General features: G+C 58.0%; 24 protein-coding genes. 3 read left to right on the forward strand and 21 right to left on the reverse strand.

What is annotated here, in order from left to right:
• Positions 1–103 precede the first annotated feature (103 nt).
• From QP868_RS06235 to QP868_RS06295, 14 genes are all read right to left on the reverse strand, one after another.
• Positions 104–730, reverse strand: a complete 627-nt coding sequence (locus QP868_RS06235) for a superoxide dismutase (RefSeq protein ID WP_005883575.1) — start codon at positions 728–730, stop codon at positions 104–106.
• Between the two features lie 143 nt (positions 731–873).
• Positions 874–2,154: a M16 family metallopeptidase gene (locus QP868_RS06240; RefSeq protein ID WP_284925745.1), complete on the reverse strand. Its 1,281-nt coding sequence runs from the start codon at positions 2,152–2,154 to the stop codon at positions 874–876.
• A gap of 16 nt (positions 2,155–2,170) precedes the next feature.
• Positions 2,171–4,420 carry a polyribonucleotide nucleotidyltransferase gene (locus QP868_RS06245; protein WP_284925746.1) on the reverse strand — a complete coding sequence of 750 codons (2,250 nt, stop codon included), beginning with the start codon at positions 4,418–4,420 and terminating at the stop codon, positions 2,171–2,173.
• A 224-nt stretch (positions 4,421–4,644) separates the two neighbouring features.
• The gene (rpsO, locus tag QP868_RS06250; RefSeq protein WP_005883569.1) at positions 4,645–4,914 is read right to left on the reverse strand and encodes a 30S ribosomal protein S15; all 270 of its coding nucleotides are present in this window, start codon (positions 4,912–4,914) and stop codon (positions 4,645–4,647) included.
• Between the two features lie 179 nt (positions 4,915–5,093).
• On the reverse strand, positions 5,094–6,044 hold the full coding sequence (locus tag QP868_RS06255; RefSeq protein ID WP_284925747.1) for a bifunctional riboflavin kinase/FAD synthetase: 951 nt from the start codon (positions 6,042–6,044) through the stop codon (positions 5,094–5,096).
• A gap of 75 nt (positions 6,045–6,119) precedes the next feature.
• Positions 6,120–6,551 (reverse strand): hypothetical protein, encoded by a 432-nt coding sequence (locus tag QP868_RS06260; RefSeq protein ID WP_284925748.1) that lies wholly within the window; start codon positions 6,549–6,551, stop codon positions 6,120–6,122.
• Entirely contained in the window at positions 6,541–7,164 is a 624-nt protein-coding gene (locus QP868_RS06265; protein WP_284925749.1) for a MarR family transcriptional regulator, read from the reverse strand. The genes QP868_RS06260 and QP868_RS06265 overlap by 11 nt, the downstream gene beginning before the upstream one ends.
• A gap of 65 nt (positions 7,165–7,229) precedes the next feature.
• On the reverse strand, positions 7,230–8,192 hold the full coding sequence (gene truB, locus QP868_RS06270) for a tRNA pseudouridine(55) synthase TruB (protein WP_284925750.1): 963 nt from the start codon (positions 8,190–8,192) through the stop codon (positions 7,230–7,232).
• A gap of 3 nt (positions 8,193–8,195) precedes the next feature.
• Entirely contained in the window at positions 8,196–9,038 is an 843-nt protein-coding gene (locus QP868_RS06275; RefSeq protein ID WP_284925751.1) for a VldE C-terminal domain-containing protein, read from the reverse strand.
• Positions 9,039–9,145: 107 nt separating this feature from the next.
• Complete coding sequence (rbfA, locus tag QP868_RS06280; RefSeq protein ID WP_284925752.1) at positions 9,146–9,583, reverse strand: 30S ribosome-binding factor RbfA; 438 nt, start codon at positions 9,581–9,583, stop codon at positions 9,146–9,148.
• 17 nt (positions 9,584–9,600) lie between these two features.
• Complete coding sequence (gene infB, locus QP868_RS06285; protein ID WP_284925753.1) at positions 9,601–12,549, reverse strand: translation initiation factor IF-2; 2,949 nt, start codon at positions 12,547–12,549, stop codon at positions 9,601–9,603.
• Between the two features lie 129 nt (positions 12,550–12,678).
• Complete coding sequence (locus QP868_RS12095; protein ID WP_083801448.1) at positions 12,679–12,906, reverse strand: YlxR family protein; 228 nt, start codon at positions 12,904–12,906, stop codon at positions 12,679–12,681.
• A gap of 51 nt (positions 12,907–12,957) precedes the next feature.
• Positions 12,958–13,920 carry a transcription termination factor NusA gene (nusA, locus tag QP868_RS06290; protein WP_284925754.1) on the reverse strand — a complete coding sequence of 321 codons (963 nt, stop codon included), beginning with the start codon at positions 13,918–13,920 and terminating at the stop codon, positions 12,958–12,960.
• A gap of 96 nt (positions 13,921–14,016) precedes the next feature.
• On the reverse strand, positions 14,017–14,478 hold the full coding sequence (locus QP868_RS06295) for a ribosome maturation factor RimP (protein WP_284925755.1): 462 nt from the start codon (positions 14,476–14,478) through the stop codon (positions 14,017–14,019).
• A 143-nt stretch (positions 14,479–14,621) separates the two neighbouring features.
• Between QP868_RS06295 and QP868_RS06300 the strand changes: the two genes are divergently transcribed.
• Entirely contained in the window at positions 14,622–15,536 is a 915-nt protein-coding gene (locus QP868_RS06300; RefSeq protein ID WP_284925756.1) for a hypothetical protein, read from the forward strand.
• Between the two features lie 8 nt (positions 15,537–15,544).
• Entirely contained in the window at positions 15,545–16,564 is a 1,020-nt protein-coding gene (locus tag QP868_RS06305; RefSeq protein ID WP_284925757.1) for an aminoglycoside phosphotransferase family protein, read from the forward strand.
• Between the two features lie 6 nt (positions 16,565–16,570).
• On the opposite strand, the gene QP868_RS06310 is transcribed toward QP868_RS06305, so the two are convergent.
• Positions 16,571–17,401: a TSUP family transporter gene (locus QP868_RS06310; protein WP_005885655.1), complete on the reverse strand. Its 831-nt coding sequence runs from the start codon at positions 17,399–17,401 to the stop codon at positions 16,571–16,573.
• A 2-nt stretch (positions 17,402–17,403) separates the two neighbouring features.
• Positions 17,404–19,233, reverse strand: coding sequence for a proline--tRNA ligase (locus QP868_RS06315; protein WP_284925758.1), 1,830 nt, complete (start codon positions 19,231–19,233; stop codon positions 17,404–17,406).
• Between the two features lie 84 nt (positions 19,234–19,317).
• Between QP868_RS06315 and QP868_RS06320 the strand changes: the two genes are divergently transcribed.
• Complete coding sequence (locus tag QP868_RS06320; protein ID WP_284925759.1) at positions 19,318–19,710, forward strand: RNA-binding S4 domain-containing protein; 393 nt, start codon at positions 19,318–19,320, stop codon at positions 19,708–19,710.
• Positions 19,711–19,755: 45 nt separating this feature from the next.
• Here QP868_RS06320 and QP868_RS06325 read toward each other — a convergent pair whose 3' ends face one another.
• The 5 genes from QP868_RS06325 to dxr all read right to left on the reverse strand — a co-directional run bounded on the left by QP868_RS06325 (position 19,756) and on the right by dxr (position 25,674).
• Complete coding sequence (locus QP868_RS06325; protein WP_473964632.1) at positions 19,756–20,742, reverse strand: cytochrome b/b6 domain-containing protein; 987 nt, start codon at positions 20,740–20,742, stop codon at positions 19,756–19,758.
• A 186-nt stretch (positions 20,743–20,928) separates the two neighbouring features.
• Positions 20,929–21,720: a GNAT family N-acetyltransferase gene (locus tag QP868_RS06330; RefSeq protein WP_284925761.1), complete on the reverse strand. Its 792-nt coding sequence runs from the start codon at positions 21,718–21,720 to the stop codon at positions 20,929–20,931.
• Between the two features lie 38 nt (positions 21,721–21,758).
• Positions 21,759–22,904 carry a flavodoxin-dependent (E)-4-hydroxy-3-methylbut-2-enyl-diphosphate synthase gene (ispG, locus tag QP868_RS06335; RefSeq protein ID WP_284925762.1) on the reverse strand — a complete coding sequence of 382 codons (1,146 nt, stop codon included), beginning with the start codon at positions 22,902–22,904 and terminating at the stop codon, positions 21,759–21,761.
• Between the two features lie 62 nt (positions 22,905–22,966).
• A complete protein-coding gene (locus QP868_RS06340) occupies positions 22,967–24,478 on the reverse strand; it encodes a M50 family metallopeptidase (protein ID WP_284925763.1) in 1,512 nt (503 codons plus the stop codon).
• A complete protein-coding gene (dxr, locus tag QP868_RS06345; protein ID WP_284925764.1) occupies positions 24,475–25,674 on the reverse strand; it encodes a 1-deoxy-D-xylulose-5-phosphate reductoisomerase in 1,200 nt (399 codons plus the stop codon). Before dxr ends, QP868_RS06340 begins: the two co-directional genes overlap by 4 nt.
• Positions 25,675–25,822: the final 148 nt, after the last annotated feature.

A 25,822-nucleotide genomic window follows, 5' to 3' on the forward strand; every position in this document is an offset into this window, starting at 1 on the left:
CTCCGACAAGGATGGGCAGGAAGACACCCCTGACACGCCAGGCCCATACACACATTTTGAGCATTAACCCGCAAGGTTCCCGGCACGTGTCAGATGTGAGCTCTTAGCCCAGCAAAACGTCCTTGGTCTGGTTGCGTGCGCGGTCGAAGCGAGCCGCTACGTCTTCCCAGTTCACAACGTTCCACCATGCCTTGACGTAGTCAGGCTTGACGTTCTGGTAGTCGAGGTAGAACGCGTGCTCCCACATGTCCAGCTGCAACAGTGGGACGTATCCAACCTGGACGTTGCCCTGCTGGTCGTACAGCTGCTCAATGGTAAGGCGCTGACCCAGCATGTCCCAACCCAGGATTGCCCAACCGGAGCCCTGGATCGAAGTAGCAACACCAGTGAACTGGCCCTGGAACTTGTCGAAGCCACCGAACTGGTCGTCGATTGCAGCAGCGAGTTCGCCTTCTGGCTTGTCGCCACCGTCTGGGCTCATGTTGTTCCAGAAGATCGAGTGGTTGACGTGTCCACCCAGGTTGAAGGACAGGTCCTTCGACAGCTTGCCGATCGTGGAGAAGTCGCCCTTTTCGCGAGCTTCAGCCATCTGTTCAAGAGCGGTGTTTGCGCCCTTGACGTAGGTGGCGTGGTGCTTGTCGTGGTGAAGTTCCATGATCTTGGCCGAAATGTGTGGCTCAAGTGCGGCGTAGTCGTAGGGCAGGTCCGGGAGCGTGTACTGCTCAACCATGTTTTCCTCCTCAAAAAAGGTACTGGTAGTCGTCTGACCACCACTAACTTGAGCCTATCGCGCAAACGATGACGTTACAACGTTTGCGCAACTGAGACTATCGTCAGAGTTCGATGCGTCTCACTCACCGCAACCGCGCCCGCCTACTTCAACCGCACGTTGTCCGCAGGCCCCAAGGAACACAAAGCCCACGGCCCACCAAACAATCTTTGCGCCAGGGCCTGCACGTCCTCGGCCGTCACGCCACGGACCCGCTCAACTAGTTCAGCCGCATCGACCAGTGGCCGGTTGGACAATTCGCTCTTAGCTAAACGGTTCATCCGAATCGCGGTCGACTCCATCCCCAACACAGTGGCAGCCGACACTTGCGCGGCGGTGTCTGCCACCTCGGCGGCCATGGGACCCTCACTAGCCAACCGCTGGCACTGCTCAACGCACAAGTCCACAACCTGCTGGGCAACCGCGGGCGCGCAACCGGCGTAGATCCCAAAGTCCCCCACGTCCGAATACTGCGACCCCGTGGTGTGCACGGCATACGCCAGGCCACGTTCTTCGCGCACGGTCTGGAACAAGCGACTGGACATGCCACCGCCCAGCAACGAAGCCAGGACGGTGAGGGTGAACCGGTCGTCGTGGCCGTCGTGCAACCCCGCAACACCCATGATGAGGCTCTGTTGTTCGGTGGGGCGGGCAATGTGCCGCTCCCCCGGTGAAAAGACGGGGGTCATCCTGCCCGAGGTCGTTCCCACTGGCGCTGCCGCCTCCGGCAGGTGCTGGGTTGCGCGCCAGACAAGGTCAACCAGGTCTTCATGGTCAGCCCCGCCAGCGGCTGAGAAGATCAACCGGGGTCCTACGTACGCATCCCGGTAGTGGTGCTGAAGTTCGTCGTGGACCAGTGCCTGGATACGTTCTTTTGTGGCACCAACGGGCCGGCCCAAAGGTGAACCTGCGTAGATGAGTTCGTCGTACGCTTCGAACAGGACATCTTCTGGGTCGTCTGCGCCCATGGCCAGTTCGTCCAGGATCACGGTGCGTTCTCGCTCAAATTCGGCGACGTCCAAGGTGGATGCCAGCACCATGTCCCACAGGGTTGCGCACACATCTGGCAGGTCAGCGACCAAGCACCGCGAATAGTAGGCCGTGCATTCTTTGGCCGTCATCGCATTGGCTTCGCCACCTGTACGGTCGAATGTGCGCGCAATATCTTTTGCACTGCGTGTGGCCGTGCCCTTGAACAGCATGTGCTCAAGGAAGTGCGTGGAGCCAGCGTTGTCGTCAGTTTCGTCGCGCGAACCTGATCCGACCCACACCCCTACGGTCTCGGACTGGATCCCGGGGATTGTTTCTGAAATAACGCGAATGCCGTTGGGGAGGGTAGTGCGATAAATCCCACTACCCTCCCCAAGGAGAGTTTCTGTTAGCAATAGTCAACCAGCAGATTTAGTCTTCGTTAGCTTCTTCTTTAGCTTCTTCAGAAGATTCAGCGTCTTCGTCGATGACAGGCTGCAGGCTGAGCTTGCCACGGTCATCAACCTTGGTGATTTCCACCTGGATCTTCTGACCAACGCCCAGAACGTCTTCTGCGTCTTCGACACGCTTGCCACCGTTGAGCTTCTTGAGCTCAGAAATGTGGAGCAGGCCGTCCTTGCCTGGGGTGAGCGATACGAACGCACCAAAGCTCATGAGCTTCACAACGGTACCCAGGTAACGTTCACCGACTTCTGGAACCTGCGGGTTAGCAATCGCGTTGATTGCTGAACGTGCAGCTTCAGCTGCTGGCCCGTCCGTTGCACCAATGAATACGGTTCCGTCATCTTCGATCGAGATGTCAGCACCGGTGTCTTCCTGGATCTGGTTGATCATCTTGCCCTTAGGACCAATAACTTCACCGATCTTGTCAACTGGGATGTTGACGGTGATGATGCGTGGTGCCGTTGGGGCCATCTCGCCAGGTTCGGCGATCGCTTCCGTGAGCACGTCCAGAATGGCCAGGCGGGCTTCGCGAGCCTGCTTGAGGGCTGCGGCCAGAACCGAGGCTGGGATTCCGTCAAGCTTGGTGTCCAGCTGGATCGCGGTGATGAAGTCCTTGGTTCCGGCGACCTTGAAGTCCATGTCACCAAAGGCGTCTTCTGCACCCAGGATGTCGGTCAGCGCAGCGTAAGCGGTCTGCTTGCCCTGGTCGGTGTCGATGACATCAGACACGAGCCCCATGGCAATACCAGCAACAGGTGCGCGCAGTGGGACACCTGCCGAAAGCAGGGACATGGTGGACGCACATACCGAACCCATGGAGGTGGATCCGTTCGACCCCAGTGCTTCCGACACCTGACGGATTGCGTATGGGAAGTCTTCACGCGATGGGATAACAGGAACGAGAGCGCGTTCTGCAAGCGCACCGTGTCCGATTTCGCGACGCTTAGGGCTTCCCACACGGCCAGTTTCACCGGTGGAGTATGGCGGGAAGTTGTAGTGGTGGATGTAACGCTTGGACGTCACTGGGGTCAGTGAGTCGATCTGCTGTTCCATCTTGAGCATGTCCAGCGTGGTGACACCCATGATCTGGGTTTCGCCACGTTCGAACAGTGCCGAACCGTGCACGCGAGGCAGAATGTTGGTTTCTGCTGTTAGCGGGCGGATGTCCTTGAGCCCACGTCCGTCAATGCGGACGCGTTCAGTGAGGATACGCTTGCGCACGATCTCCTTGGTCATGGAGTTCAGCGCACCCACAATCTCAGAGTCGCGGCCTTCGAATTTCTCGCCGAGGTCGTCCAAGAGTGAGTAGAGAAGTTCGTCTCCCGCTGCTTCGCGTTCCTGCTTGTCAGCGATCTGGAAGTTCTGGGTCTGCTTGTCCCACGCGAGTTCGCGCACGGCTTCGTAGACGTCGTCTTCGTAGTCTTTGAAGAGTTCGAACTCTGCGGTTGGCTTGGCAACGCGGTCAGCGAGTTCCTGCTGTGCACGTACCAGTTCACGGATGAACGGCTTTGAAGCTTCGAGACCTTCAGCGACAACTTCTTCCGTTGGCTTACGTGCTCCACCCTGGATGAGGTCCCAAGAGTTTTCGCTTGCTTCTGCTTCGACCATCATGATGGCGACGTCGTCGCCAACGACGCGACCGGCAACAGCCATGTCGAAAACAGCGTTTTCTAGCTGTGAGTAGTTGGGGAATGCAACCCACTGGTCGTCGATGAGAGCGATGCGCACACCACCGATAGGACCAGAGAATGGAAGTCCGCCCAGCTGTGTGGACATGGATGCTGCGTTGATTGCGAGCGTGTCGTACAGGTGGTCTGGGTGCATGGACAGCACAGTGACCACGATCTGAACTTCGTTACGCAGTCCCTTCACGAAGGAGGGGCGCAGAGGACGGTCAATCAGGCGGCACGCCAGGATTGCGTCAGTGGTTGGGCGTCCTTCACGGCGGAAGAACGAGCCAGGAATTTTGCCGGCTGCGTACATGCGTTCTTCCACATCAACTGTGAGTGGGAAGAAGTCGAACCCTTCGCGTGGGTTCTTGCTGACGGCTGTTGCTGAGAGCAGCGTGGTTTCGCCGTCAAGTGTTGCGGTGGCACATCCTGCGGCCTGCTGGGCCAAACGTCCGGTGCCAAATTCGATTTCGTGCTTTCCAAATTTGCCGTTGTCAATAACTGCAACAGCGGTTTCGGGATTGATTCCCAAGATGTCTCCGTTCATTGATGGACCGCGGGGCGCCTATTCTTCTGTGCGCGTCTACCCGGTCATCGATCGAGACCCACGCGATGCGTACCGCGGAGGCCACTGTCGACCACCGGATCATGTTCCCGCGACATGGACTTTGCCAGTCTATCAAGAGGGCAACAAAAATCCCCCACCCACAGGGGGTGAGGGATTTCAGCAGTTCGTTCACCTATGCATTCACATACGTAAACGATGAAACCTTAGCGACGCAGACCCAGGCGTGCGATCAGCGAACGGTAGCGTTCGATGTCAGTGTCGGCCAGGTACTTGAGCAGACGACGACGCTGACCGACCAGAAGCAGCAGACCACGGCGTGAGTGGTGGTCGTGCTTGTGAGTCTTGAAGTGTTCGGTCAGGTCGGAGATACGACGTGACAGAACAGCAACCTGAACCTCAGGAGAGCCGGTGTCGCCCTCGTGGGTTGCGTATTCTTTGATGATTTCCTGCTTGACCTTAGGATCAAGAGCCATTGGCTACTCCTTACATGTTCGTTGCGCGGCGCCCGAGTCTTACACATCGAGCACTATGGAACCGCGGCCGGAAAAACGGCAAGGACTACCTTAACACGAATCTTGTGGCCACTGCGAACTCAGCGGTCCCCCACCTCGGGCCGCCCTGAGCCGCGCTGAGCTGACCTCACAGCGCGCTTTTAGGCCTTTTGCCGTTCGGCTTCCAAAACCGCAGACACGTTTTTCACATCGTCACGCATCTGCTCAATGAGTGCGTCCATGCCGGAAAACTCGATCTGCCCGCGAATGTGCGCAACAAACTCCACGCGCGCAGGTTCGCCGTACACGTCCATATCGGGGAACTCAACACCCACAACATTGACCTCAACACGGCGGTCATCACCGTCGAACGTGGGGTTTGACCCCACCGAAATTGCGCCAGGCTGTTGCCGACCATCGGCAAAGTACACCCACCCTGCATACACGCCGTCAGACGGAATCAAACCAGCCACGTCACCACCGATGTTGGCGGTAGGGAATCCCATTTCACGACCTCGGGCATTGCCATTGACCACCGTTCCGGTAACCACGTGGGGCCTGCCCAACATGCGCGCGGCGTCTTCTACATTGCCGTCCAGCAGCAGGGAGCGGATGTGCGTGGAAGAAACCCGGGAAAGGCCCTCACCGTCGCCGAGGTCGTCGATCGCCACCACAGTTTCGACACCGTGACGCCGCCCCAGGTTTTGCAGGGTGGCCAAATCGCCTTCGTTCCCGCGACCAAAACGCACATCGCGACCTACCACGATGGCTCGCACTCCCACGTCGCGAGCCAAAAACTCAATAAACTCTTCAGCACTCTGGTCTGCGAACTCAAGCGAATACGGCTGCACCAGGGTAGCGTCCACGCCGGTCGCTGCGATGCGCTTGAGCTTTTCATCGAGCCCAGTAATGAGCTGGGGTTTGTGATCAGGGCGGTGCACGGCCGCCGGGTGCGGATCAAATGTCATTGCCAGACTGGTGAGACCTCGCTCATCAGCCACGCGCACAAGCGTTCGTAAAACCGCTTGATGACCAATGTGCACACCGTCGAAATTACCCAGAGTGAGCGCGCATAGATGGGCGGCCTCATCAGCGGACCGAATAACCTCCACACGCACTCCTTTTCTCAGCGCATTCCTTTTGCGCACACACGCACTACGACTCCCAAGCGTTAGCCAGGGATTACTTTACACAACCTGCGCCAGCCAGAAGGCGACTGCCCCAACACCGCAGCCCACACCCAAGGACGCGAACGTACCAATGATGAACCGCTCACCTGCGGCACGCGAACTCTTCAGTTCAGGAATCCGCCCCAGACCTTTTACTGCGATGATGACGGCCAACACTTCTCCACGCCCCAGCGCTACGGCCGCCGCAGCTAGCGCGCGTTCCAGCACTCCGATCATGAGGCCACCACGCATCACACCCGTGCTGGCATCCGGTTGCGCATCTGAGTTGGTTTCCGGGGTGGCGCCCTCGTCACTTTCTAGCTCGCCGAGGTCGCTCTCACCTGCCCCGTCTTCGCGGGCCGCCAGCCGCAAGACTCCAGAAGTTACAGGCACACCCACAGCTGCCGCGAGTAGCGCGGCACCAGCGGCGATAAGCAGGTCAATGAGCATGTGTTTCCCAAGGTTGATGAGCTCGGTGAAGCAATCGTTCAGCGCAGTCGATCGCTTCCATGATGCCTGCAGCCCGTCCAGCTCGCAAAGACTTCGACACGGCCTGTTGCGAGATCCCTAGGCTCTGAGCAATGTCCGCCTGAGAAGGACTAGGCGCATCTCGAAACGCGTCAATCACACGCCACTGAGTATCTGTGGCTCGGGCAATTAAGTCGAACAAAAGTCGTAGAACAGTCTGTGCATCTTGGGAATCTTGAACAGCTTCTTCGCGCGACATCGATGTGTGGACACACAGAGGTGACCACGAGTTTTTTGCGGCCTCTACAGCGCTACGGGCCGCAATAAAAGCCTCACCACGGGCTTGGTCCGAACTGTCTGGGAGCGGCTGTTCCACCTCGCCTACCCCAATTCCAACAGACCATTGCCCGGCACGCGCGATGCCGATACACGCTTGAACGACGTGAAGCGCCGAGTCAAAAACAGCTTGCGCTTCATCGCCCACAGTTCGCACAAACGGAAGAACCGTGGGCACGCCTTTCAGAGCACTGAGGAGCTCAGGAATGCGGTCCGGCGCGGTGCGTGACCCCTGCTGGTCGACGGTCAGAACGAACATAGTAGGAGTGTAGCGCACATTCACAGACAAACAACCTTTTCAGGTTGTAAAACGAAATACAACCTCTAATGGTTGTGTAGATCGGAGGGCTGAGCAAAACCGGTGGCAACTTTCAATGCACGCCCACCAGCGCGTGGCTCCAGCACGCCAACCAATGTTCCCTGATACAAACCGGCACACAGCTGCCCACCACTACCTGCTGGAGCGTCAATAAATTTACCGTGGGCCACATCGATCGCCTGCTCCCCACTCAACTCCACGGTGGGCAGGACAGCTCTTGCCACCTCGGCCAGCGACACAAGGGGCACAGGCGCAACGCCCTCCCCCAGCGCTTCATAAGACGGCAGGTCCACAGCCTGATCGAGAGTGAAGGGCCCAACCCGGTCACGACGCAACCGAGTCAAATGCCCATACACCCCCAGATAGTCTCCGAGGTCGCGGGCAAGGGCGCGGATATACGTGCCGGAAGAACAGTCCACGCTCGCCTCAAGGTCCACGCATTCACACGCAGGTGAACCCTCATACTCACACGCCACCAGCTCAGGCGCAGAAACATCAAAACGCGAGACCGTCACCTGGCGCGCTTTGAGCTGCACGTCTTCTCCAGCACGCACCAAATCATATGCCCGCTTACCATCCACCTTGATCGCGGAAACAGCGCTGGGCACTTGCTCAATCTGTCCCGTTAAGCGCTCAACCTCACGCACAATCGACGCCTGATCCAGGCCACGAACAGCATCTGCGGGAGCAAATCTGTCAGGTGCAGAGTCAGCGTCATCGGTGGGAGTCGAGGCCCCCAAACGGATGGTGGCCGAATATGTCTTATCAGCGCCCACTAAATACGTGAGGAGCTTGGTTCCTTTACCTAGCCCCAGGACCAAAACACCTGTGGCCATGGGGTCGAGCGTTCCCGCGTGCCCAACTTTAGACGTGCCAAACCATTTACGAACCCGCGAAACAACGGCGTGGCTCGACATGCCACCGGGCTTGTCGACGACAAGGATGCCCGTGGGGCCGGGAGCGCCCACGAATCAGTTCACCGAAATGTGAACGTGGTCAAAGTGGTTAGCAGTATCGCCACCACGGTTCTCCATGGGGCGACCCTTCCAACCGGTGTATGGAGCGTAAATCTTCTGCTCCCAAATCACGTACTTAATGTTGAGTTCTTTGCGGTTCTTGATGAGGAACGCAGTGATCTCGTCACCAACCTGGCCACGGATCATCGCGTCGACAGCCTGACCGTTGTTGTGGTCCGAACCCGGGTCGTTACGGCGTCCACCGTAGGACTTGACCTGAGGGAAGTTCGCGCACACTGCGCGGTACGCCGAAATTGCATTTGGAGTGAGTCCGCTTTCAATGGATGCGGAGACGCCACATGGAGCTCCGCTCACTGGCTTGTCAGAGCTTCCAGGGTCAACAGAGTCGCCACCGCCTGCACTTGCGGCCGATCCCGACGAACTAGACGATCCTGACGATGCAGACTTCGTCTCTTCTGGAGCCGACTTTGCTTCAACCTTGGACAGGCCAGAAGCAAAAGCTGACATGTCCTGGTCCTTACCGTCAACCGAAATGCCTTCCGATGCGGTGAAGTCTTGTTCTTTATTCTCAGGAGCGTGCGATTCGGCTACGACCTGGGAGTCCTGAGAGTCATTACCACCGGCAACCATGGTGGCAGTTGTCACCAGTGCTGCACCTGCAGCCACGGGAACGACAACGGCAGCGAGCATGGGACGACGGCGCACGCTTCGCATAACGCCAGTTGCGGTTGTCGCCTTGTCATCCGTGCGGCGACCACGAGGCTTGGCACCAACTACCGCCCACATAAAGTCGCTGACTGAGGTCTTCGACTTCTGAGGTGCTGAGTGTTTACCCATCGATACAGTCCCTTAATACGCTCGTGATCATTTCGTTACCAATGAAAAGTTTAACGGCCAGAGGCCCCTTGTCAAACGACAAGGGGCCTCTGGGTCAAGAATGTCGCTTAGACACCCTCTTCGCTTTCGCGAGGCTTCCGGTACGGATCAGCCTCACCAGCGGGTTTAGCGTTCTTTGCGAGTTCCGCCACACGGGCATCGGATTCCTGCGCTTTCGCGATGAGCGTGTCAAGCTCAGCGGCAGCTGCAGGCACCGAGTCTGCAACAAACTCCAAGCTAGGCGTGAGACGAATCTGTAGCCCTTTCCCCACCTCGGAACGAATGAGTCCCTTAGCGGAGTCCAGAGCAGCCTTCGTCGCAGCTAACTGGTCGTCATCCCCGAACACCGTGTAGAACACGGTCGCGTTCTGCAGATCACCCGTGACACGAACATCGGTCACCGTGATGAAGCCCAGGCGCGGGTCCTTGACACGCTTCTCCAGCGTCTGCGCAACGATCACTTTAATGCGATCCGCTATTTTGCGGGCACGTGTGGAATCAGCCATGAGTAGTGTCCTTCCAGTTAGTCACGTGGCTTTTCGCGCATTTCGAAGGTTTCGATCATGTCACCTTCACGAATGTCGTTGAAGCTTCCAAGACCGATACCACATTCGAAGCCTTCGCGAACCTCTGTTGCGTCGTCCTTGAAACGGCGCAAGGATTCGACCGTGAGCTTGTCGCCCACAACGACCCCGTCGCGTGTGACGCGAGCACCAGCGTTGCGCTTGATGACACCGTCCTTGACCATACAACCTGCAATGTTTCCGAACTTGGAAGAACGGAACACTTCGCGGATTTCGGCGGATCCGGTGTGGACTTCTTCGTACTCTGGCTTGAGCATGCCCTTGAGCGAAGATTCGATGTCGTCGATCGCATCGTAAATCACCGAGTAGTAGCGCACGTCCACGCCTTCGGCATCCGCGAGGTCGCGAGCCTTGGCTTCCGGACGCACGTTGAAACCAATAACGATCGCGTTGTCCACGGTCGCCAGGTTGATATCGTTTTCGGTAATTGCACCCACCCCACGGTGGATGATGCGCAGGTCCACTTCATCGCCAACATCAATCTTGAGCAACGAGTCTTCCAGAGCTTCGACCGCACCGGAGACGTCACCCTTAAGAATGAGGTTGAGCATGTCAACCTTGCCTTCTTCAAGGGCCTTGGTGAAGTCTTCAAGGCTAATGCGCTTGCGGCTACGAGCCTGTGCAGCGTTACGTTCAATAGCGTCACGCTTTTCAGCGATCTGACGAGCTGTACGGTCGTCATCGGTGACCAGGAAGCTGTCACCAGCCCGCGGAACACTCGACAGACCCAGCACCTGGACAGGGCGCGAAGGTCCTGCTTCTTCCAGTTGCTGACCGTTTTCATCAAACATGGCACGCACACGACCAAAGCTGGTTCCACACACGATCGCATCACCTTGGCGCAAGGTTCCCGATTCGACCAGAACCGTTGCCACTGCACCACGACCCTTATCCAGTTTGGCTTCGATCGCGATACCGCGTGCAGGCTTATCAGGGTTGGCCTTGAGGTCAAGAGCAGCGTCCGTGGTAAGCAGAACAGCTTCGAGAAGGTCGTCAATACCCTTACGCTGAAGCGCCGAAATCGGCACGAACATGGTGTCACCACCGTAGTCTTCAGCAACCAGGTTGTATTCCGTGAGCTGCTGCATGACCTTCGACGGGTTCGCCGTGTCTTTATCGATCTTGTTCACTGCCACCACGATCGGGACATCTGCCGCCTGAGCGTGGTTGAGCGCTTCAATCGTCTGTGGCATCACACCGTCGTCAGCTGCGACCACCAGGATCGCAACGTCGGTGGACTTGGCACCACGGGCACGCATCGCGGTAAACGCTTCGTGACCTGGGGTGTCAAGGAACGTGATGGGGCGCTTGTCGCCTTCGTGGTCCACGCTCACCTGGTATGCACCGATGTGCTGGGTAATACCACCGGCTTCCCCAGACACCACGTTCGACGAACGGATCGCGTCCAAAAGCTTGGTCTTACCGTGGTCAACGTGACCCATAACGGTGACGACAGGCGGACGTGGAACCATGTCTTCTTCATCTTCTTCTGCTTCTGCATCAAGGTCGATGTCAAAGGCTTCAAGAAGCTCACGGTCTTCGTCTTCTGGGGACACAATCTGGATCTTGTAGCCCAGTTCTTCACCCAAAATCTTGAATGTGTCTTCGTCCAACGACTGGGTGATGGTTGCCATCTCGCCCAGATGGAAAAGCACAGTCACCAGGTTGGTTGGATCAGTGTTGATCTTTTCTGCGAAGTCAGCCAGCGAGGAGCCACGACGCAAACGCAGGGGTGTTTCGCCGTCGCCGCGGGGCACCTTGACACCGCCGACGACGGGAGCCTGCATTTCTTCGAGCTCCTGGCGCTTCGCCCTCTTGGACTTGCGTCCCTTCGAGCGTCCGGTTCCGCGACCGAATGCACCCTGGGTGCCACCTCGGCCGCCACGACCTCCGCGTCCACCCGGACGACCGCCGCCACCTGGGCGACCGCCACCTGGTCCTCCCGGTCCGCCGGGTCCACCTGGACCACCGGGTCCTCCTGGGCCACCGTGGCCGCCACCACGTGACGGTGCTGGTTTAGCCAGAGCGGAGTTCTTGAGCATCGCAGGGTTGGGGCGTGGTGCGCCTGGACGTGCGCCTGGCTTGGGGCCGCCGCCTGGGCGTGGCCCGCGTCCCGGGCGTGGTGCGCGGTCGTCACCACCGCGTGGTCCTGGTTTGGCGCCTGGTTTAGGCATACCCTGCGAGGAAGCGAACGGGTTGTTGCCTGGGCGTGCTCCTGGGCGACCCGGCTTAGGACCTGGCTTGGCGCCTGGTTTAGGCATGCCCTGCGAAGACGCAAACGGGTTGTTGCCCGGGCGTGCTCCTGGGCGACCCGGCTTGGGTCCTGGCTTAGCTCCCGAGGCGGCCGCGCCTGGCTTTGGAACACCTGGCTTGGGTGCAGGCTTAGGAGTGGCTCCGCCTGGTTTGGGCGCCGAGGTCGAAGCAGCTGGCTTCTGAGCGTCTGGTTTTTCTGTAGCTGGCTTGCCAGCAGCAGGTGCTGGTTTAGGAGCTGCAGGTTTCTTGGCAGGCGCTTCCTTAGGTGCGGTCTCCTTTGCTCCTGCCTTGGGGGCTCCGGGCTTAGGTGCCGCTGGCTTGGCTGCCGCAGTCTTAGTGGCAGAAGTTTTAGCGGTAGTCGACTTGGCCGCTCCGGGCTTTGCCGCGGAAGATTTGGCTGCTGCCGTCTTCGTTGCTGTTTTCTTAGCGCCAGCCTTCGAGCCACTTGCTGGCTTGTCACCAGCAGAGTCTGCGTTGCTTGACGCGTACAGTTCTTTCACACGCCTAACAACAGGCGCTTCAACTGTTGAAGATGCTGAGCGAACAAACTCGCCCAGTGATTCAAGTTTTGCCAGCACATCTTTGCTGGTAGTGCCGAGCTCTTTCGCGAGCTCATGGACACGGGGCTTAGCCACATTTCTCCTGTCCGGGTTCCTTCCGGACAGGAAGGAACCTCATCGTAAGTGAACAGATCTCATTTCACTGCTCACAACCAATAAGTCTGGGTGTCATTTCTGAGCACTCACTACGTGGTTTCCATTTCGCTAACTACTTTCCGTAATCGGTAGATCGGGAACTTCTAGGTTACGCACCCGAAGCGCCCGTGCGAACGCGTTCTTTTTTCGCGCTGTTTTCCAACACGCTTGTGTAGGGTGAATCCACATTCCCCTGCCAGGGAGTGTGCGTTGGGTGTCTGCAGTCAACGAACCCTGAACAGAGACAAACCGTGAGAGTTTGCTTGTGGGTTCTACTTTTCTGCACCCCACACACATGCGGATAGGTTCACAAGACACCTATCCATTCTACACATTCGCCAAATGGCTCTAATCAGTACCTACAATGTCGATTTTCCACCCGGTCAGTTTCGCTGCCAAACGCGCGTTCTGGCCTTCTTTCCCAATCGCCAACGAAAGCTGGTCGTTCGGAACAAAAGCGCGCGCCATCTTCGCAGACTCATCGAGCACTTCTACTTTGGACGCTTTGGCAGGCGAGAGAGCGTTGGCCACGAATTTGGCCGGGTTTTCGTTGTAATCGACAATGTCGATTTTTTCTTCACCAAGTTCACCCATGACAGCGCGCACACGGGAACCGTACTCACCAATGCAAGCACCCTTTGCGTTCAGGCCCGGCACCTTGGCCGCTACTGCGATCTTGGTGCGGTGTCCCGCTTCCCTGGCAAGTGACACGAGTTCCACTTGACCGTCAGCGATTTCTGGGACTTCGTGTGCGAACAGTTTGCGCACCAGGTTTGGGTGTGAACGTGAAACGGTGACGGATGGGCCCTTTTGGCCTTTGTGCACATCGGTGATGTACACGCGGATACGACGACCGTGTTCATAGGTTTCCCCTGGCACCTGTTCGTGCGGCGGTAGCACAGCTTCCACATCACCGAGGTTCACTTGAACCATGTCTTCGTACTTGCCCTGTTGGATCACGCCAGAGACGATCTCACCTTCGTGGTTCTTAAACGAACCCAAAACCGATTCGTCTTCAACGTCACGCAAACGCTGGTGGATCACGTTGCGGGCAGTCTGAGCGGCAATGCGCCCAAAGCCTTCGGGAGTGTCGTCGAATTCGCCAATCGGGTTGTCGTCGTCATCGAATTCGACTGCCCAAATGGTAGCCTTGCCGGTTTTCGTGTCGAGTTCAGCGCGGGCGTCAGGGTAGTACCCTTCTGTGCGCTGATACGCAATGAGAAGAGCCTGTTCGATCAGATCCACGAGCACTTTCATTGGAATTTCGCGCTCACGCTCGATCATTCTTAGCGCGCTCAGGTCGATGTCCACGTATCTGGCCTTCCGTTTTGCCGCTTATCCGGCTCTATTGAAATGTCAGCTGTTCACGAATGAACGTGTAGGTGTAACCCTAATGGATTCACGAGGCTAGCGGAATTTTAAAACGACCTTTGCTTTCGTAATGTCTGAAAACGGGATCACATAATCTACTTTTTTCGCGTCCATCAACGTGATGCCTTTATCCGTCACATCGACGAGTTCACCGGTATAAGCGGGGCCATTGGTACGCACATCCAGATTGCGGCCTCGGTTCCGCAGGAAGTGACGTTTCTCAGTAAGTTCTCGGGTTGCTCCCGGCGATGTGACCTCCAAGTCATAGGGCTTGTCGTTAAACAATTCCACGTCGTCAATGAGTTCTGACACGATCTTTGTGGCCTGGGCGATCGTGTCCAAAGAGACCGGGTCCGAGGTGTCGGTGTCCAAATCGATCACGACAGTGACCTTGCGGTACTGTCCCGCGGCGTGAGCTTTCACGTCTTCGACAATGAGTCCCTCTTCTGACAGTGGAGTGCGGATCAGATCGGTGACCTGTTGAGCTTCATTCTTCATGTGGACTCCTTCCAGAACCGTTACACGAGACTCTACTGGCACAAGGCACGTCAAGCGACCTTTTGAGTTCATTTCACTGGGCCTGTCCCTTCGCTAAGATTGCCATTATGCAAGGAAAAGGGACGCTGGGTCGCAGGAGTTTTTTGGCCCTCACAGCCGCAGTTGCGCTGACAAGTGGGTGCGGAATCCGGGTTGATTCCGACCCCGAGCTTCCCACTCTCACCCCAACCGACACGGTGCGCAACCGTGTGGCACGGATCCTTGAGAACACGCAAGCGACGGGAGAAGAGACGTCGGTTCGCGACCGGTTGAGCAAAGCGGTGGGCCCGGTGTGGGCCCCACCCAGCGAACTTGCAACCGAGTCCCCTTCCCCTGAACCCCAACGCAATTTCAAAGACGCGCTTACCGAAATCCATTCCGCAATCACAGGCGACTTCACCAGCCTCGCAGGGGCCACCTCGGCGACCCTTGCCGACGTAGCAGTAGGCGCAGCCCTGGTCCTTCTGCGCGACTTCAAAGCCGAGGAACGCAAGCTCGTCGACTCCTTTTCCCCGGTTGTCAACCCCACACCAGCACCGGAACAAAACTCCGAAGAGGACAAGGCTGACGAACACAAGGACGAATCAGAAGACGAAGAAGGGAAGAAAACCGACGGCTTGGCGGAATTCATTTCCGCCTGCCACAAGAGTTCGTACGCGTACCAACGCTTAGCCGTGTTTGAAGACGAAAAATCGCCATACGGCATGTTTGTGAGAGACCGTCACGACCTCTTGGCCCACGCGGCAGAAGAAGCCAGGTCCTTTGCCACCTCGGTCGGAGTCGAAAACCTGCCCGCTAACAAACCCGCGTGGCAACTCCCCAGCGACCCGCGCGACACCAAAAAACTCGCAATAGAAGCCGAAAGCCTCCTCACCGCGACTCTCCCAAGCGTTTTCACTTTTGCACACCCCCAAGACCCGCAGACTGAAAAGGAAGTACACGCGTTTGCCCTGCGCCACCTGTACGAATCCGCCCGCGCAACCCAAAAGGCGGGTAAGTTTGAGCTGTTGAGGTTTTAGGAGAAGCTGTGAAGGTTCCGGAGTCACTACTAGGTGCGGTGGGCGAACTCATTGGCCCCGAACGCGCCGACGCATGGGCTGCAGCACTCCCCTTCATGTTCAACGAACTGTGCGACAGGTGGTCACTCACTCCAGACCCCGTACCCGGTTCACCCTGGGCAGGAGCCGAAAGCCTGGTTGTCCCGGTCCTGACAAAAGAGAACTACCAGGCGATTGTGCGCTTCGCCTCCCCTAACTCCGCGAACCCGCATGTCCACGCGCAAGTACTAGAAGCTCTGCGTGCATGGAACGGACGCGGTGCGGTGCGGATCATCCAAGAAGACTCGTCTTTCCGCGCAACTTTGCAAGAACGGTTGATCACCGCTGAAAACCTCTCCACGGTCCCGCTTGACCAGGTGCCACCCATTTGGGGGCAACTGGTTCGAGTCCTCACCGTGCACGGGGGGCGTGGATTTGTTCGCGTGCAAGACATTGCACAAGGGTGGCTCAACAAGTTCAACAGCAACGTACAGGCACTTGCCGACTACCGCAGCTTCCGCCCCGAAGACCGCCAAGTCATTGACCAGGCGCACATGTGGACCACGCGGCTGGCGCAGTCACAAGAGTCGTACTTGCTGCACGCCGACCTGCACTACTACAACATTCTGGCCGGCCACCCCGACGCCAACGGGATCTCCACGTGGAAGGCAATTGACCCGCAACCGCTTCTGGGGCCCGCAGCGTATATGGTGGCGCCCATGCTGTGGAACCGGCTCTACGAAATCCCCACACCTGATCCCGCGCAACAAGCCAAGTGGCTGTATGACTTTGCGGTCTCGCTGTGCCAGCACGCCGGGATTGACCCACAGTTTGGGTTGGGAGCGTCGATCGCCCGCGAAGTTGCCAACATGTTTTGGTACCTCAAATCCGCCCGAGGTGGTACCCAGAAAGCCTACGGAGATGCCGACCGCAGTTTGTGGGTTGCCCGCGCGCTAGCCGGAATGGGGTCTTATGGCGTCAATGCGCACTCCCTGAAGAAACTGGGGTGAAGGCACCTACAGGTTTTCGCGGATCATGTCGAAACCCAGTTTGAGCACCAGGGCGCTGACCACAACCACGAACACCACGCGCACAAACTTGGAACCTTTAGAAATCGCGAGTTTGGCACCAAAGAACCCGCCGATCACGTTCCCCACAGCCACTGCGAGCCCAGCTTTCCACACAACGAAGCCAGCAGGCACGAAGAACAGCAGCGACCCAAAGTTGGTGGCCCAGTTCATCACCTTTGCGCTCGCTGAAGCCTGCAAGAAACTAAAGCCCACAACCGCGACAAGACCAATGACCAAGAACGAACCCGTCCCGGGCCCCAGTGCGCCGTCGTACATGCCCACCAGCAGGCCAATGAGCCACGACACCCCGTGATGCATACGCGGACGCTCACTAAACCGTAAACGCGCCTCAGTACCCAAAGACGGTTTGGCCAGCGTAAAAACACCCACCCCAATGAGCACGACAAGAATGATGGGGGTAAACGCTTTTTCAGGGATCTGTGAAGCAACCAGAGCGCCCATTACGGCACCGATCAACGCGAAAATCGCGCCCGGCACGGTGACCGATTTGTCGACCTTCACTTTGGCTAAGTACGTGGTGGCAGACACTGTCGTGCCACAGATCGAACCAATCTTGTTGGTGGCGACAGCCTGGATCGGCGTCATGCCTGGCACCAGCAAAAGCGCAGGCAACTGGATCAGGCCACCGCCACCTACAACAGCGTCGATCCAGCCAGCCAAAGCGCTTGCCAACACCAGGAGAAGAATCGTGGTGATGTCTAGATCAACATGTGCGACAGCAAGAGCTTCAGGCTGGCTGAGGATCGCGGTCAGCATTCTTACTGTTCAAGCAATTCGATGTTGTTAATCGCATCCAGCTTCTGCGCGATAGCGTCAATGATCTTCTGACCGGCAGTGTCAACGGGCAGGTTCGTGGTTTCGCCAGTAGCACGGTCACGCAGTTCAACCACGCCGTCTTTGAGGCCTCGGCCCACCACAACGACCGTGGGCATACCCAAAAGTTCAGCGTCACCGAACTTCACACCGGGGCTCACCTTTGGACGATCATCCAGCAGGACCGTGTATCCGGCCTTCTCAACTTCTGCCGTGAGCTCTTCAGCCACGTCAAAGACCTGTGCGTCTTTTCCGGTCGCAACAATGTGAACATCGGCAGGTGCCACATTTGCTGGCCACACCAGGCCCTTGTCGTCGGCGTGTTCTTCAGCAATGCAGGCCAGAACACGCGACACGCCAATTCCGTATGAACCCATCGTCACCACGCGAGCTTTTCCGTTTTCATCCAAAACAGAAAGCCCCAAGGCTTCTGCGTAACGGGTTCCAAGCTTGAAGATCTGACCAACTTCGACACCGCGCGCCAGCTGAAGCTCACCCGAGCCGTCGGGGGCAGGGTCACCAGCGACGACCTCGGCGGCCTCAATGAACTCATCACCCACAAAGTCACGGCCCGCAACCAAACCAAACACGTGCTTATCGATTTCGTTTGCACCTGTGACCCAGCGGGTGCCCTTGACCACGCGCGGGTCCAGCAGATAGCGAATCTTGGTGGAGCCTTCCAGACCCAGAACCGCCTGATCCAGGCTGTTTCCTGGCCCAATGAAACCTTTCACCAGCTCAGGGTGCTTTTCCAGGTCCTCATCCGTTGCCGGTTCCAGATCGACTTCGCCGGATCCCAGCATGCCGGTTCCAGCGGCACGTCCCAGATCAACGTCACGGTCACCGGGCAAACCGATAACAACCACTTCGCGTTCACCGTCAGGGTGAACCACTGTGCACACGACGTTCTTCAGCGTGTCGGCCGCGGTCCACGGACGGTCTTCACGCGGGTGGTGCGTGTTAGCAAAGTCCACCAGAGTAGCGATCGTGGTGGTTCCAGGGCTGTGTACCACTTGGGCCGCTGGGGCGTCGGAGTAGTCCAGTTCCTCAGGCACAACCGTGGTGACAGCCTCGACGTTTGCGGCGTATCCGCCGTCGGTACGTACGTAGGTGTCTTCACCCACCTCGGATGGGTACAGGAATTCGTGGGTTCCGGAACCACCCATAGCGCCGGGGGTGGCTTCCACCATGACGAACGGCAGCTGCAACCGGTTGTGCACGTTGATGTAGGCCTTGCGCATTTTTTCGTACGCAGCGTCCAGCCCCGCCTCGTCAATGTCGAAAGAGTACGCGTCTTTCATGATGAATTCGCGCCCACGCAACAGACCCGCACGTGGCCGGGCTTCATCACGGTACTTGGTCTGGATCTGGTACAGGCTGGCGGGCAAGTCTTTGTATGACGAATACAGGTCCTTGACCAGAAGCGTGAACACTTCTTCGTGGGTGGGCGCTAGAAGGTAGTCGGCCTTTTTGCGGTCTTGAAGGCGGAAAATACCTTCACCAAAAGCTTCCCAGCGGCCAGACTTATCATAAGGCTCAGCGGGCAAGAGCGCAGGGAAGTGGACTTCCTGCGAGCCAGCTTTGTTCATTTCATCGCGAACAATAGCCTCGACCTTGTCCAACACCCGCAAGCCCAACGGCAACCACGTGTAGATTCCTGGAGCTGAACGGCGAATGTAGGACGCACGGTGTAACAGCTTGTGGCTCTTGACGTCTGCGTCTGCGGGCTCTTCTTTGAGAGTGCGCACAAAAAGCGTGGACATCCGCAAGGGCATAGATCTAACTCCTGATTCAACTCATTGATTGGCCAAAACCGGGCCTGGGCACAGATTACCACCTGGTGTTCTATGCTCGAATGCATGATTGAGCCCACGTTTGACTCTCACGGTTCGCAGCGCATCGACTCGTGGCTGTGGGCAGTGCGCATTTTCAAGACCCGCACCTTGTCAGCTTCCGTTATCAAGGGTGGTCACGTGCGGGTTAACGGTGAAAAAGTCAAAGCGTCGTACAAGGTCAAAATTGGCGACGAAGTCCACATCCGCCGCCACGGAATTGACCGGATTCTGGTGGTGCAAGGGTTTTTAGCTACCCGAGGTCCCGCCTCGGTTGCGCGCGCATGTTACGTGGACAACTCCCCCGAACCCAGCCCGCTTCTCCGTGCCCCCGTCCCGCGGCGCGACAAGGGCACGGGCCGGCCCACGAAAAAGGACCGCCGCGCACTGGATAAGTTACGCGGACGGTCCTCCTTCTAAGCCAGGCTCCCGGCTCCTCGCTCTTAGCGGCTAGACACGAAGCCCTTATCGGGTCGTTACGTTTCCGAACTTGCCGGCTACTGGGGCCATGAAGATTGGGCGGATCACTACCCAAGCGGCAGCCATGACGACGAGTGCAACCAGGAACAAGATCAGACCCAGAATTGGTTTGTCTGGTGCGGCAGCGAACATGTGGCTCAGGTTTGCGAACGGCCCCTTGCCTGCTGCAATCGCAGTTGCGAACACCAGGAACACGTGAACAGCGGTGAATGCAACGAAGTAGATCATGACTGGGAAGTGGATCTTCGCTGCGTGTTCAACACGGTACACGTCGTTGAACTTGCCCTTGATTGGCCAGACTTCCGACATGCGCAGACCGGTGATCATGGCCAGCGGGGTAGCAATGAACACGGTGGTGAAGTAAGCCAGCTGCTGAAGACCGTTGTAGTTGATCCAACCGTTCTCCATTGGCCAGTTCATGGAGGCGTACTGCAGGGCAGCCGACAGCGCGTTGGGGAACACTTCCCAGCTGGTAGGTACGATACGCATCCACTGGCCTGTTACGAACAGCAGGATAAAGAAGATGACACCGTTGAGCACCCACAGCGTGTCGAACGAGAAGTGGATGAGGTGGTTCATCGACATCTTCTTGGGTTCACCCTTAGTCTTGATGAACTTGGTGTTGTCGCGTGTCCAGAACGAGTCTGGTTTAGGCGTGGTGCGAATGAGCCAACCCGAACGCACGATCAGCAGCATGAAGAACATGTTGAGGAAATGCTGCCAGTTCAACCATGCGGGGAACCCTACTGGCGCGCCTTCTGGAAGTTCGTACTCACCTGGGTACTTCTCAATGAAAGCTGCAACAGAGTCGAGGCTCCGCAACCAGTTGGCGATCAGTACCACGATGACAATCGCGACAATTGCTACGCCTGCCCAGATTGCGGGCTTGATCAGGGACTTGGGATCAAAGGATGCGCCCTTCTTCCCCTTCTTTCCCTTCTTCTTTTTCTTCTTCTTATTCGAAGTTGCCATCATCATATTTAACGTCCGTATGTTCAGGGAGGCATGCGCGCCTCGACCGACAGGTACCGGCCAAAGGCCGAATTCAAACACCTCAATGCTAGATCATTCTGAGATTTCCATGTGCATTGGCCCACCTTATGTGACAGCGTGAGCGGTCTCGTCCCACGCATTGAACCGCCTCAGGGTGGCCCGGTGTCAGTACATGACTGTGGCGAATTCGCCTATTTGGCGGTAGCCCGCGCGCGCATACGCGCCCAGTGCCGAGGTGTTAAACGAGTTGACGTACAGACTCACCGTGGGTGCGTACGCAAGGGCGTGTCGTGTCACGGAAACCATGGCTCGGCTGGCGATACCTTGGCCGCGGTAGGAGGGGTGGACCCACACGCCTTGTACTTGAACGGCTCGACTGGAGATGATGCCTAGGTCGGCTTTGAAGATCACTGTGTCAGCGTCGGTGAGCACCAGCGTGTGGCCACCGGACAAGAGTGATCGCACGCGCGCCCGGTACCCGGAAGGGTTCGGGCGTTCAGGTGAGAATCCCACTTCTTCAGTGAACATTGCCACAGATGCCGCGTACACCTGTTCATAGTCTTCAGCCATTGCGACTCGCACCGGGATTTCGTCAACTGCCGGCCGCTCACAAGCCACAAGTAGCGGTTGATGCGGTCGGATACCCCGTGGCGGCCCCCATGTCAGCCTGCGGTACACATCCAATACCGGGGCCCGGTGCCCTACTACGGAACACGTGTAACGACCTCGGCGGTTTAGGACCGCAGCTACATCAGCGGTTCCGTTAAGTGACGGAGTGAGCGGAGTGACGGAATACCCAATCCAAAACGCTGACTCTGGTGTCAGCGCACTCCCCTGTTCGCTGGGGGCACCCCACATGACTCCGGAAGGTGCGTCAATTTGGGCGGTTCCAGCACCGTCAACCAGTCGTTGAATGGTGATGGTGCCTGCTGGGTCGCCCGCGCATACGCCCTGCACCCACGGTGTGTGATGGTGAAGCAGGGGCGCTAGTCGGATCAACCGACGACAACCTCTGCTTCACCGGACGGGTCGCCGTTCTCTTCAGCGATACGCAGGGCTTCTTCGATCAGGGTTTCCACGATCTTGGATTCCGGCACAGTCTTGATGACTTCACCCTTGACGAAGATCTGGCCCTTGCCGTTTCCAGATGCGACACCCAGGTCGGCTTCGCGAGCTTCACCGGGTCCGTTGACAACGCACCCCATGACGGCCACACGCAGCGGCACATCCAGGCCTTTGAGACCTTCAGTGACTTTGTCGGCTAGTTCGTACACGTCAACCTGCGCACGCCCACATGACGGGCACGACACGATTTCCAGCTTGCGCTGTTTGAGGTTGAGCGACTGCAGGATCTGGGTTCCCACCTTGACTTCTTCAACCGGCGGGGCAGACAGCGACACGCGAATCGTGTCACCGATCCCTTCTGCCAACAGCGCGCCAAACGCGGTCGCAGATTTGATGGTCCCTTGGAAGGCTGGGCCGGCTTCGGTCACGCCGAGGTGGAGCGGCCAGTCTCCGCGTTCGGCAAGCTGGCGGTAGGCCTCCACCATGATGACGGGGTCGTGGTGTTTCACGGAGATTTTGAAGTCGTGGAAGTCGTGCTCTTCGAACAGTGAGGCTTCCCATACGGCCGATTCGACCAGGGCCTCTGGAGTAGCTTTTCCGAACTTCTGCATGATGCGCTTGTCCAGTGACCCGGCGTTGACACCAATGCGGATCGAGGTGCCGTGGTCTTTGGCAGCCTGGGCAATTTCTTTGACCTGGTCGTCAAACTTGCGAATGTTTCCGGGGTTCACACGTACAGCGGCACACCCGGCTTCGATCGCGGCGTACACGTACTTGGGCTGGAAGTGGATGTCAGCGATGACTGGGATTTGGGACTTCTGGGCGATCGCCGGGAGAGCTTCAGCGTCGTCGGCACTTGGGCAGGCCACGCGCACAATGTCACACCCGGCGGCGGTGAGTTCAGCGATCTGTTGGAGCGTGCCGTTGATGTCCGTGGTTTTGGTGGTTGTCATGGACTGCACACTCACGGGATAGTCTGATCCCACACCCACACTTCCAACTTTGATTTGGCGGGTTTTGCGCCGAGGCGCCAAAACAGTGGGAGTCGATGGCATTCCAAGATTTACGGCAGGCATTCTTTCCCTTCCACGCGGTATGAGTTCATTCTATGTCTTCGTGAGTGCGATGTGTGCTGGGCCTATCCGCCAAACAGATCACGCAAGGTAATCGGATTGAACAGGTCCACATAGAGCAACAGGAATGTCATGACCAGCATGACTCCCACGACCCCATAGGTGAGCGGTAGCAAACGGGCGGTGTCGAACGGACCAACGATGCCACGACCTCGGGCCAGGTTGATTCGCCGGCGAGCGCCTTCGTACAGCGCGACCGCAATGTGACCGCCGTCCAGGGGCAGCAATGGCACCAGGTTGAAGGCGAACAGGAAGAAGTTCAAGGAGGCTACGAGGCTTAAGCCCAGTTGAACTTTGTCCACGACATCGAACAGATCCGTGGACACGATTTCGCCGGCGACGCGCCCGATTCCCACAACACCGATTGGTCCGTCAGCAGGCCGGTCTCCCCCGCTGATGGCGATCTGACCGATTTCGACCAGGCGCTGCGGCAAGTGGAACAGCGCGCTGAAGGTCTGAGTGATCGAGGACCATACCGTGGCGGGGAATTCGCTTACCGGGATGGGGTTGAGCTCTTGTGTGGGTGAGACTCCCAGGAACCCGGCTTGTTCGGTTTCAGGGATGCCGTCGGAGTTGACGATGGGGGCGCCGTTTTCGTCAGTTTTGGGGCGTTCCGAGGTGATAATCGGCACGTCCTTGGTGATCACCTGGCCGTCGCGCTCCAGTTTAATGGGCACCGTGGTTCCAGCGGCTGCGCGGATCTGTTCGGTCATGTGATCCCAGGACTCAACCGGGGTTCCCCCGATTTCGAGGATTTTGTCGCCGGGTTTGATGCCGGTTTCCCACGCTGGGGTGAGCTGGTCTTTAGGTGTGCAGTCGTCGTTTCCTGCCGCTTGGCGGGCTTGAGCTTCTGAGGCGGGGACGGCACATTCGACCACGGTCGCAACGGTGGTGGAAGGGCCAGGCACCCCGATTCCTAAAAGCACGAGCGCCAGGATTGCGATTCCCAACAGCAGGTTCATGAACGGCCCACCGAACATCACCACCAGGCGTTTGGGCAGGTTCAACGCGTAGAACGTGCGGTGTTCTTCACCTGGTTCGATGCCGCGGTTGGAAAATTCGCGGGCGTCGGCCAGGGTGTTTTCAAACAGGCGCCCCTTCCGAGGTGTCCCGTCCTCCCGCGTGTCGGTCACCACGGGTTGTTGGGGGTCGGTGTGGTCCTGGGCCTGCGAATGAGCCAGCTCCTGGTTTGCGTGACGTTTCTTGGCTGCCTCACGCACGATCCCTTGAACGGTTTTTTCGTTTGGCACGTCTTGTGCGCGCGTGTGCGTGGCTTCTTTGGGCGGGTACATTCCCGGCATCGCGATAAACCCGCCCAAGGGCAAGAGTTTGATTCCGTAGCGAGTTTCGCCGCGTTTAAAGGACACCAGGGTTGGGCCAAAGCCAATCATGTAATTGGTGACCTTGACGCCGAACTTCTTGGCAGGCACCAAGTGGCCGATTTCGTGGAGTCCGATCGACAGGCCAATTGCGGCCAAGAACAGGATGACTCCCAGAATGTACAGCAGGACTGTCATGCGTTCACCCATTCGTGTGCCCAGGTGCGGGCGTGTGCGTCAGCTTCCAAAACTTGTTCAAGTGTAAGGCCACCGGTGACGTTGTTTTCTACGTTCAGCTGGTCTGCCTTGTCCAAGGCTGCGGCCAGGCCGTTACTGATTGCGGTGAAGGTGATGTGCCCGTCGTGGAACGCGTCCACGAAAACTTCATTGCTGGCGTTGTACCACGCGGGGTGCACTCCACCGGCTCGCCCTGCCCGGGCCGCCAACCCCAAGGCTGGGAACGCATTGTGGTCCACCGGCTCAAAGGTCCACGTCACGGGTTGTGTCCAGTCGTTTGGCGCCGTGGCTGCTGGAATGTGCTCTTCATATCCCAAGGCGTACGCGATCGGAAGTTTCATGTCCGGTGGCGACACTTGCGCCAGCGTGGAGCCGTCCACAAACTGCACCATGGAATGAATGTTGCTCTGCGGGTGAACCACGACGTCGATCCGGTCGTATGGCACGTCAAACAGCAGGTGCGCTTCAATCACTTCGAGCCCCTTGTTCACCAGGCTCGCGGAGTTGGTAGTGATCACCCGCCCCATGTCCCACGTGGGGTGTTTAAGAGCCTGTTGCGGAGTCACACGCTCTAACTGTTCGCGGGTCATGCCTCGGAAAGGACCGCCCGAGGCGGTTAAGACTAACCTGTCGACCTCCCCGTGAGTGCCCGCGCGCAAGGCTTGCCACAGGGCAGAGTGTTCCGAGTCGACGGGCAGAAGGCGAGCGCCCGTTGAGGTTGCCAGGTCAGTGATCATGGTGCCCCCGATGATGAGGGACTCTTTGTTCGCTAAGGCCGTGTCTGTTCCGGCCTGCAAACTGGCATGGGTGGCGGTCAGTCCGGCCGCTCCCGTGATGGCGTTGAGCACCGTGTCGGTGGGCATGGCTGCGATCCTTGCGGCCGCCTCGGGGCCACACACAATCTCACGCACCGGGTTCGGTTTACCTGCTTCGCTGGCAGCTGCGTCTACAGCGGAGGCAACTACCGCCTCGGCGTGGGCAGCACACCCAATGACAGGCACCCCGAACTCAACAGCCTGACGGGCCAACAACTCAACGTTGGCGCCCGCAGACAGCGCGGACACACGAAAACGGTCAGGGTGAGCAGAAATCAGCTCTAACGCCTGCGTTCCGATCGAACCAGTAGAACCTAGAATCGCGATTTGTCGAACAGCCACCTGACAATCTTGACACGGTAACTGCAGAAGACGCTGAGCCAGCCTTGGCACCTCGGGTCGGTTTTAGTGACACGGAACACGCAATGTACAGTGCAGATAGACGTTTCAGATACGCATTCGCACAAACACATCATCGGAAACAAGGAGA

Source organism: Brevibacterium sp. UMB1308A (genome assembly GCF_030230605.1).
GTDB lineage: Bacteria > Actinomycetota > Actinomycetes > Actinomycetales > Brevibacteriaceae > Brevibacterium.

Excerpts from the sequence above, each read along its gene's own strand:
- QP868_RS06235 (WP_005883575.1), bottom strand. The coding sequence starts at position 730 with ATGGTTGAGCAGTACACGCTCCCGGACCTGCCCTACGACTACGCCGCA.
- QP868_RS06245 (WP_284925746.1), bottom strand. The coding sequence starts at position 4,420 with ATGAACGGAGACATCTTGGGAATCAATCCCGAAACCGCTGTTGCAGTT.
- rpsO (WP_005883569.1), bottom strand. The coding sequence starts at position 4,914 with ATGGCTCTTGATCCTAAGGTCAAGCAGGAAATCATCAAAGAATACGCA.
- QP868_RS06260 (WP_284925748.1), bottom strand. The coding sequence starts at position 6,551 with ATGCTCATTGACCTGCTTATCGCCGCTGGTGCCGCGCTACTCGCGGCA.
- QP868_RS06265 (WP_284925749.1), bottom strand. The coding sequence starts at position 7,164 with ATGTTCGTTCTGACCGTCGACCAGCAGGGGTCACGCACCGCGCCGGAC.
- QP868_RS06275 (WP_284925751.1), bottom strand. The coding sequence starts at position 9,038 with ATGGGTAAACACTCAGCACCTCAGAAGTCGAAGACCTCAGTCAGCGAC.
- rbfA (WP_284925752.1), bottom strand. The coding sequence starts at position 9,583 with ATGGCTGATTCCACACGTGCCCGCAAAATAGCGGATCGCATTAAAGTG.
- QP868_RS12095 (WP_083801448.1), bottom strand. The coding sequence starts at position 12,906 with ATGTGTGTGGGGTGCAGAAAAGTAGAACCCACAAGCAAACTCTCACGG.
- QP868_RS06295 (WP_284925755.1), bottom strand. The coding sequence starts at position 14,478 with ATGAAGAATGAAGCTCAACAGGTCACCGATCTGATCCGCACTCCACTG.
- QP868_RS06310 (WP_005885655.1), bottom strand. The coding sequence starts at position 17,401 with ATGCTGACCGCGATCCTCAGCCAGCCTGAAGCTCTTGCTGTCGCACAT.
- QP868_RS06315 (WP_284925758.1), bottom strand. The coding sequence starts at position 19,233 with ATGCCCTTGCGGATGTCCACGCTTTTTGTGCGCACTCTCAAAGAAGAG.
- QP868_RS06320 (WP_284925759.1), top strand. The coding sequence starts at position 19,318 with ATGATTGAGCCCACGTTTGACTCTCACGGTTCGCAGCGCATCGACTCG.
- QP868_RS06325 (WP_473964632.1), bottom strand. The coding sequence starts at position 20,742 with ATGGCAACTTCGAATAAGAAGAAGAAAAAGAAGAAGGGAAAGAAGGGG.
- ispG (WP_284925762.1), bottom strand. The coding sequence starts at position 22,904 with ATGCCTGCCGTAAATCTTGGAATGCCATCGACTCCCACTGTTTTGGCG.
- QP868_RS06340 (WP_284925763.1), bottom strand. The coding sequence starts at position 24,478 with ATGACAGTCCTGCTGTACATTCTGGGAGTCATCCTGTTCTTGGCCGCA.